The sequence below is a fragment of the Boseongicola sp. genome (assembly GCF_057460485.1).
Genome location: NZ_JBVCWP010000183.1, coordinates 1 through 7,648, shown reverse-complemented (window position 1 = coordinate 7,648; position 7,648 = coordinate 1). Strand labels below are relative to the sequence as shown.

At 58.0% G+C, this 7,648-nt stretch carries 9 protein-coding genes; 3 read left to right on the top strand and 6 right to left on the bottom strand.

Annotated elements, in window-relative coordinates; translation table 11 throughout:
• The coding region (acnA, locus tag AC221Y_RS17005) for an aconitate hydratase AcnA (RefSeq protein ID WP_486707820.1) at positions 1 to 1,623 on the bottom strand (1,623 nt) is incomplete at its 3' end.
• A 234-nt stretch (positions 1,624 to 1,857) separates the two neighbouring features.
• On the opposite strand from acnA, the gene AC221Y_RS17000 reads away from it, so the two are divergent.
• Positions 1,858 to 2,553, top strand: coding sequence for a DUF1223 domain-containing protein (locus AC221Y_RS17000; protein ID WP_299750579.1), 696 nt, complete (start codon positions 1,858 to 1,860; stop codon positions 2,551 to 2,553).
• 3 nt (positions 2,554 to 2,556) lie between these two features.
• Here AC221Y_RS17000 and AC221Y_RS16995 read toward each other — a convergent pair whose 3' ends face one another.
• The 5 genes from AC221Y_RS16995 to purB form a co-directional block, all read right to left on the bottom strand.
• Positions 2,557 to 3,468 carry a lysophospholipid acyltransferase family protein gene (locus AC221Y_RS16995; RefSeq protein ID WP_486707819.1) on the bottom strand — a complete coding sequence of 304 codons (912 nt, stop codon included), beginning with the start codon at positions 3,466 to 3,468 and terminating at the stop codon, positions 2,557 to 2,559.
• Complete coding sequence (locus AC221Y_RS16990; protein ID WP_486707818.1) at positions 3,465 to 4,004, bottom strand: FliG C-terminal domain-containing protein; 540 nt, start codon at positions 4,002 to 4,004, stop codon at positions 3,465 to 3,467. Before AC221Y_RS16990 ends, AC221Y_RS16995 begins: the two co-directional genes overlap by 4 nt.
• 8 nt (positions 4,005 to 4,012) lie before the next feature.
• The gene (locus AC221Y_RS16985; RefSeq protein WP_486707817.1) at positions 4,013 to 4,393 is read right to left on the bottom strand and encodes a hypothetical protein; all 381 of its coding nucleotides are present in this window, start codon (positions 4,391 to 4,393) and stop codon (positions 4,013 to 4,015) included.
• A 487-nt stretch (positions 4,394 to 4,880) separates the two neighbouring features.
• Positions 4,881 to 5,054, bottom strand: a complete 174-nt coding sequence (locus AC221Y_RS16980) for a hypothetical protein (protein ID WP_299752873.1) — start codon at positions 5,052 to 5,054, stop codon at positions 4,881 to 4,883.
• 84 nt (positions 5,055 to 5,138) lie between these two features.
• Entirely contained in the window at positions 5,139 to 6,446 is a 1,308-nt protein-coding gene (gene purB, locus AC221Y_RS16975; protein WP_299752876.1) for an adenylosuccinate lyase, read from the bottom strand.
• A 185-nt stretch (positions 6,447 to 6,631) separates the two neighbouring features.
• Here purB and AC221Y_RS16970 point away from each other — a divergent pair, with 185 nt between their 5' ends.
• Both AC221Y_RS16970 and AC221Y_RS16965 read left to right on the top strand, forming a co-directional pair.
• Positions 6,632 to 7,060 carry a DUF6314 family protein gene (locus AC221Y_RS16970; protein WP_486707816.1) on the top strand — a complete coding sequence of 143 codons (429 nt, stop codon included), beginning with the start codon at positions 6,632 to 6,634 and terminating at the stop codon, positions 7,058 to 7,060.
• Positions 7,061 to 7,147: 87 nt separating this feature from the next.
• Positions 7,148 to 7,648: biotin transporter BioY (locus AC221Y_RS16965; RefSeq protein ID WP_486707815.1), on the top strand; the 501-nt coding region annotated here is incomplete at its 3' end.

Genomic DNA, 7,648 nt, shown 5'->3' with positions numbered 1-7,648 from the left:
GCGTCCCTCGAAGTTACGGTTGCCTGACAGGACCGAGGTGGCGACGAGGTCGCCTTCGGAGATTGCTTTGGAGAGCGCGGGAAGGATCGGGCCTGAGTTGCCGATGCAGGTGGTGCAGTCGTAGCCCACAAGATTGAAGCCAAGCGCGTCGAGGTCGTCTTGGAGATCGGCGGCTTCGAGATAGGCGGAGACAACTTGGCTTCCGGGAGCCAGCGATGTTTTCACCCATGGCTTGCGGCTGAGACCAAGAGCGTGGGCTTTGCGCGCGACGAGGCCTGCGCCGATCATCACGTAGGGGTTCGAGGTGTTGGTGCACGACGTGATCGATGCGATCACGACCTTACCCGATTCCATTGTGTAATCTTCGCCGTCGACGGCGACTTCTTTGCCCATGGGGCGCTTGAAGGTGTTTTCCATCTCGTTAGCGAAGGCGGATTTTGCGTCGGTAAGGGCCACGAAATCCTGCGGGCGCTTGGGGCCTGAAATGGCCGGAACGATTGTGCCCATGTCGAGGGTCAGAGTGTCGGTATAGACGGGCGCATAGCCAGTGTTGCGCCAGAAGCCGTTTTCCTTGGCATAGGCTTCGACCAGGGCGACGCGGTCTCTTGAGCGGCCTGTTTGTTCGAGGTAGCGGAGTGTCTCGGCGTCGATCGGGAAGAAGCCACAGGTCGCGCCGTATTCCGGCGCCATGTTGCCGATGGTTGCGCGGTCTGCGAGGGGCACATTGTCAAGGCCGTCGCCGTAAAATTCGACGAATTTGCCGACAACGCCCTTGGCGCGCAGCATTTGCACGACTTTCAGCACAAGGTCGGTAGCCGTGGTGCCTTCAAGCATGGCGCCGGTCAGCTCAAAGCCGACGACTTCAGGGATCAGCATTGAAATTGGCTGGCCCAGCATCGCGGCTTCGGCTTCGATGCCGCCGACGCCCCAGCCGAGAACGGCGAGGCCGTTCACCATTGTGGTGTGACTGTCAGTGCCGACAAGCGTGTCTGGATAGGCGACGATTTCGCCGTTTTGGTCGGTGTCGGACCAGACGGTCTGGCTGAGGTATTCAAGGTTCACCTGATGGCAGATGCCGGTTCCCGGTGGCACAACACGGAAGTTGTTGAAGGCGGACTGGCCCCACTTCAGGAAAGTGTACCGTTCCATGTTGCGTTCGTATTCGCGGTCAACGTTCATTTGGAAAGCGCGGGGGTTGCCGAACTCGTCGATCATCACCGAGTGGTCTATCACGAGGTCGACCGGGTTCAGCGGGTTAATCTTTTCGGCGTCGCCGCCAAGCGCCACGATGCCGTCTCGCATGGCGGCAAGGTCAACCACGGCAGGTACGCCGGTGAAATCCTGCATCAGCACGCGCGCGGGGCGATAGGCAATTTCCCGGGGGTTCTTGCCACCGTTGTCAGCCCATTCCGAAAACGCCTTGATGTCGTCAACGGTCACGGTCTTGCCGTCTTCAAAACGGAGCATGTTTTCCAGAACGACTTTCAGTGCGGCGGGCAGGCGGGAGAAGTCACCGAGACCTGCGGCTTGCGCAGCCGGAATAGAGTAATACGCGACGGACTGGTCGCCGACTGTGAGCGTTTTGCGGGTTTTGGCGGTATCCTGGCCAACGGTGATGGGCATGTCGGGTGGTTCCCTTCGTATGACGGTTTCGCTTTAGTGAACGATTGAATTGAGGTGTCTTTATCGCCTTGGATGTGTTGTCCGCAAGGGGGATGAGGCAATTTGTATACCATAGTGTACAGTATTATCCGCAAAACTTTGAGGACTTTTGTAACGTGCTCTCGCAAAACGTTGATTGGCGTGTTTGTCTGTGAGCGGCTAGTCAGGCAGTCTCACGGCGAGATGGATAGGTTTATGCGACTTTTGGTTTGGTGTTCGGCGATTTGGGTGGCGCTTGCTTCTTTTGCAGCGGCGGATGATCCGGTCGTGGTTGAGCTATACACATCACAGGGCTGTTCGTCATGTCCGCCCGCAGACAAGATGCTGGCCGCGCTGTCGGATCGCAGCGATATTATCGTTCTGGCGTTGCATGTCGATTATTGGGATTATATCGGCTGGAAAGATGAATTTGCCGATCCGGCTCATACGGTCCGCCAGCGAGGCTATGCGCGCGCGGCGGGCAAGCGGTCAATTTATACGCCGCAGATGGTCATCGGGGGCGTGGATCGTGTGGCTGGGGCCAATACGATGCAGCTTATGGAATACATCGAGATGCATCGCAGGGCGGCGAAACCGGCCGCTGTAACGCTTGGACGGGATGGCGATCGGGTGTCAGTATCGATCCGCGCGACAGGGCCGATGCCGTCGGAGGGGGCTGTGGTACAAGTGGCGACGGTGACGCCAAGTGCGACGGTTGATATCCGGCGAGGCGAGAACGCAGGTCGCACGCTTGAGTACCACAATATTGTGCGCAAACTGATCGAGATCGGAGAATGGAACGGGCGCGGCACGTATCGTGCGTCGCTCAAGGTACCGGACGGTGTGCGGGTTGTTGTTTTCGTGCAGCAATCCACGTCTGGGCCCATCCTTGGAGCCGCGCAGCTGCGTTAGGTTTCAGATGTCCACGGCGTTTGCGGCCCGTTTCCACCGCTTGTGAATCCAAAACCACTGATCCATATGATCGCGCGTCACCGCTTCGACGCTGTCGTTATAGGCTTGCATCATCTTGTTGGGATCGCCGTTTGGAATGGGCGTGTCTGCAAAGATGTTGAAAGTCAGACCATCCGGCTGGCGCAGGCCGTAGATTGGCACCATAAGGGCGTCGTATTTGATCGCCCATTCGGCGGCAGACACAGGTGTATGCGCAGGGTGGCCGAAGAATTCCAGAAGCGGCGCGCCAGTTGAGCCAATGTCGCCTACTATCCCAATTGTGCCACCTTTTTTCAGGTGTGAAATCAGAGAAGCAAGGCCGCGAGCTGTTGTTGGAAAAGCCGGGCTTGCGATCTGTTTAACTGCTTTGACGTAGTGGTCATTGAAGATCGTATTGCGCATCGGTTTATAGAGCGCGGCCATCGTTTGCCCTGCCATTGCAAATGAGCCTCGCACGGCGTCGTAGTTGCCGATGTGGGCGGTCAGAAGAACGATCGGGCGCCCCTGTTTTTGGGCGTCGTGAATGGCGGACAGGCCAGGACCGCTTTGCGGGGCATCTTTGACGCGGGCGAGAAAATCGTCGCCTGAGTAAATCTCGATCAGGGTGCGGCCGACGTTGTTGGCAACGCGAGCAGCGATGCGGCGTGTCTCGGCATCGGGAGTGTCGGGGAGCACAAGATGAAGGTTGTCGCGCACGCGTTTGTTCCAGCCCGCAAGCGGAGCGACGACGGTTTGGACAAGCCATCCGACAAAGCGCACGCGGGTTGCATAGGGCAGCAAAAGTGCCCCGCGCAAAACGGATTGGGCCGCTATGTTTTGCACCCTGTGGGCAAAGGGCGACGAGGGCGCGGGTTTGGTTGAAGATGGTTTCGTCATGCAATGGCTAAATAGAAGTCAGGCGGCGGTGGCACAAGCGGTGTTCGCCATTCGTATTTGACGACGAGAAAAATCTCGCCACTGCTTTCCAGCGCGCGCACAACATTGACGATACGCATTGTCGCAGCTTCGCCGTCAGCGGTTGAGACCCCCTGCTTTTCAGCAGCTTCGGCGCGTATGCTTCTGGCCAGGCGTTGCGAGATGTTTTCCATGATGAAATCAATGGTCGCAATGTCTTTGCTTTCGGCCCCGGCAATTGTACTTAAGAGGCCTGTCTGGCCGAGATCGCGCTGGATGCGGGGTATATTGCGGCTCGCGACGCGGTCTTTGATGTTGGCAAAGGTAAAGATAGCGTTGCGGATCTGTTCGGCAAATTCGGCGTCTTCGACATCAAGCCCGTCCAACACGTCGTTGCGCAACGTGGCGGAGAAATAGTTCAGGATGGCACCGACGCGCGTGACTGGCCCATCGGAAAAGGCGCGAATAGGGCACGGATCAAGTTGCTCTGTAAGCACAATGGCGAGGTGGCGGAGCATGCATGGGGCTACTGCACCAGTGGGGGACACCGCGTAGGTGATGCGGCGGGCTTGGTCCCTTGGCAGAGAAGTCCGAGAAGTTCGGCGGCTCTGGAATCCTTCCGCTTGGACAGAGCAATGGCCGCCACTTCGATTGCTTCGTCTTCGAGCACCTGCGCGAGGCGTTCGTTTTCTACATTGCCGGTCTTTCCCCAAGGATCGCCGTGACAATCACTATTCGACCTAAGGCGCACAAGGCTTGACGGGTTAGCAATTTCTGCCGCGACGGCATTTACGGTGTTGTGATGGACCGGCGACATGCGGGCCTGCTGGACAGTGAGTTCTGACTGCAGGCTGTCGGGAAGGGCGGAAATGGCGGGAACCGACCCACTGGACAACAGCCGGCGCACGACGATCGCCGCTTTTCACGCCCCGACTGGTGCACAATCGGCGCCATGCCGGGCAGATCCATTGGATCTGCCAACGCTCAATCTATCGACATCTTCACGCCTCCATGGACCCGGACGCCAAGGCAAAACGGTTACAGATTGGATACCAGCGCCGCGCCACAAAACCTTTGTATGTTAGGCTCTTGTCGCTTGCCCCCCCAAGGAAAGCACGCGGGTTGCGTCGTTCAGGCGCTCAGACCAGGCAAGCTCGCCCGCATCTAAGCAAAGGGACTATTGACCGTCCGCCGCGGCTTCGGCAGTGACACAGGCTTTGGTGGGCTTGTCCCAGATGAACCAATCGTCGCAGATTGTGGTTGTTTCGGTTGGTATTGGTGGCGCGATGGGCGCGACGACTTACGCGACGAGCGCCGGGCTGGAGATAAGGCCCGCGCCGATCAAAAGGGCGGCCCGAAGGGAGCCGCCCGTAGCCATTGAGGGAAATACACAGTTAACCGGTTGTGAGGGGGACACAGCTTTGTGCCTCCGCACTATAAACCGAGCCTTCCGCGCAGGATATTGCGACGGTGTCGGTCTTTTCGTGTCCAAAGCCGCAGCCCATAGCAAGGGCGAGGGAGGGTGTCACAGTGACGGCCAGAGTGGCAAAAAGCAGTTTCATCTTCATTTGTCTCTCCTTTATCGATTGTGACAAAATAATAGCACGCGCGGCGCTTTGGTCAAAGCCGGGATTTTGGGCAGTTTTTACACTTTACGTCTCGCCGAACACGCGGGCGAAGATCGTGTCCACATGTTTGGTGTGGTGGCCAAGGTCGAAGTTCTCGGCGATCTCGTCGGGAGACATGACGGCGGTGACTTCGGCGTCTGCGAGAAGCTCGGTCTGGAAGTCTTTACCTTCTTCCCAAACCTTCATCGCGTTGCGCTGCACCAGACGGTAGGAGGCTTCGCGGCTGACGCCCTTTTGGGTGAGCGCAAGAAGGACACGTTGGGAATGAACTAGGCCCCGGAACTGATTGAGATTCCTCATCATATTATCAGGGTAGATCAACAGATTTTCTATTACGCCGGTGAGACGCGCGAGCGCAAAATCCAGCGTGATGGTTGCGTCAGGCGCAATGGCGCGTTCGACCGAGGAGTGCGAGATATCGCGTTCGTGCCAAAGCGCGACGTTCTCCATCGCCGGCACGACCGCCATGCGCACGAGACGTGCAAGCCCTGTGAGGTTTTCGGTAAGGACCGGGTTGCGTTTGTGCGGCATGGCGGAGGAGCCTTTTTGGCCTTTGGAGAAAAACTCCTCGGCTTCAAGGACCTCGGTGCGCTGCATGTGGCGGATTTCGATCGCGATGTTTTCGATAGAAGATGCAATGACGCCAAGCGTGGCGAAGAACATGGCGTGGCGGTCGCGCGGGATGACCTGTGTCGAAATAGGCTCGGGTGTTAGGCCAAGTTGTTTGCAGACGTGGGCCTCGACCGCGGGGTCAATGTTGGCGAAGGTGCCGACAGCGCCGGATACAGCGCCGGTCGCGATCTCGCCGCGGGCGTTCTTCAGCCGGGCAAGGCCGCGGTCCATTTCAGCGTAAAAGCGCGCAAAGGTGAGGCCCATGGTGACGGGTTCGGCGTGGATTCCGTGGGAGCGGCCAATGCGGACGTCCATCTTGTGTTCGATTGCACGGGTCTTCAGCGCGGCGAGGAGATTCTCCATATCAGTGATGAGAAGGTCGGCAGCGCGCACAAGCTGGACATTTAGCGTGGTGTCGAGAACGTCCGAAGACGTCATTCCCTGATGGACAAAGCGCGCTTCAGAACTTCCAATGATTTCAGAGAGGTGCGTGAGGAACGCGATAACGTCATGTTTGGTGACGGCCTCGATCTCGTCGATGCGGGCGACGTCAAATTCAACGTCTTTCGCTTTCCAAACAGCGGCGGCACTTTCGCGCGGGATCACTCCAAGGTTCGCTTGGGCATCGCAGGCATGGGCTTCGATCTCGTACCAGATGCGGAATTTGGTCTCGGGCGACCAAATGGCGACCATGTCGGGGCGGCTGTATCTGGGGATCATCGTGGGGTGCCTTTCGGATTGCGTGTCTGCTCGGTGCGTTTAGACTGGAGCGCAGATGGGAACAAGGAGCATGGGATGCGCTACATTTGCACTGTTCTGGTGATGATCGCTGAACCAGCTTTTGCGGATAGACGGGTAAAGCTGGATGGCGCGGATGTCAGTATAGGCCGGTCTCGGGGCGTTGGATGAGCAGATTGCCTTCACTGGCAGCGCTTGAAGGCTGTTGGTTGATGGTGCGCATGATCGAGCACGCGGATGGGCGTCGCGATGTGTTCGAGGGCGAAAGCATTTTTCACCGCTCGGGACCGCGATTGCTTCAGGAGGAAACCGGGGTGCTGACGCCAGCGCGGGGTGGGCATGCATTGAAGGCGACGCGGCGTTACGTCTGGAGCGGCAGTGGCGCGCGAATCGATGTTGCTTTCGGGGATATGAGGCCCTTTCACTCCGTTCCCGTTGGCGTGTCGACTTATGAGACAACGTACCTGTGTCCACCAGATCGCTATGAAGTATTTTATGATTTCAATGACTTCCCAAACTGGTCGACGGTTTGGTCGGTTGAGGGACCCCGCAAGGCTTATCGGATGTTAACACGGTTTTCGCGCCTGAAGGACTGACCGGCTTTGGTATTTCGCGCGCTTGCGGGCAGTGGCGTCTAATGCGATAGTCCGTTCAAATAAAACAACAACGTTGAGGGGAAGTTCATGTCCACACTTACAGCCCGCCCTGTGTTGGCCGATCTGTTCGGATCGAACGAAGGCAGTGCTTTGCGCGTGAAACAGATCGTTTTGGTTCTGGCAGGGATCGCGGTGATTGCGATTTCCGCGAAGATCCGTATTCCGATGTGGCCTGTGCCGATGTCGATGGGCACATTCGCGGTTTTGACAATCGGTGCGGCGTACGGCCCGCGTTTGGGTCTTGCCACGGTCCTTGGGTATCTTGCGATTGGCGCGCTTGGATTTAACGTTTTTGCGGGTTCTTCGGCTGAGCAATACGGGCTGGCCTATATGATGGGTGGCACGGGCGGATATCTGGTGGGTTACGCGCTTGCGGCCTTGGCGCTTGGCGCGTTTGCCCGGGCTGGCTGGGATCGCTCAATCGGGAAGTTGGCGGCGGCCTTGTTTGCCGGTAACGCAATTATCTATATCCCCGGCCTTTTGTGGCTGGGCGTGCTTTATGGCTGGGACAAGCCGATCCTTGCTTGG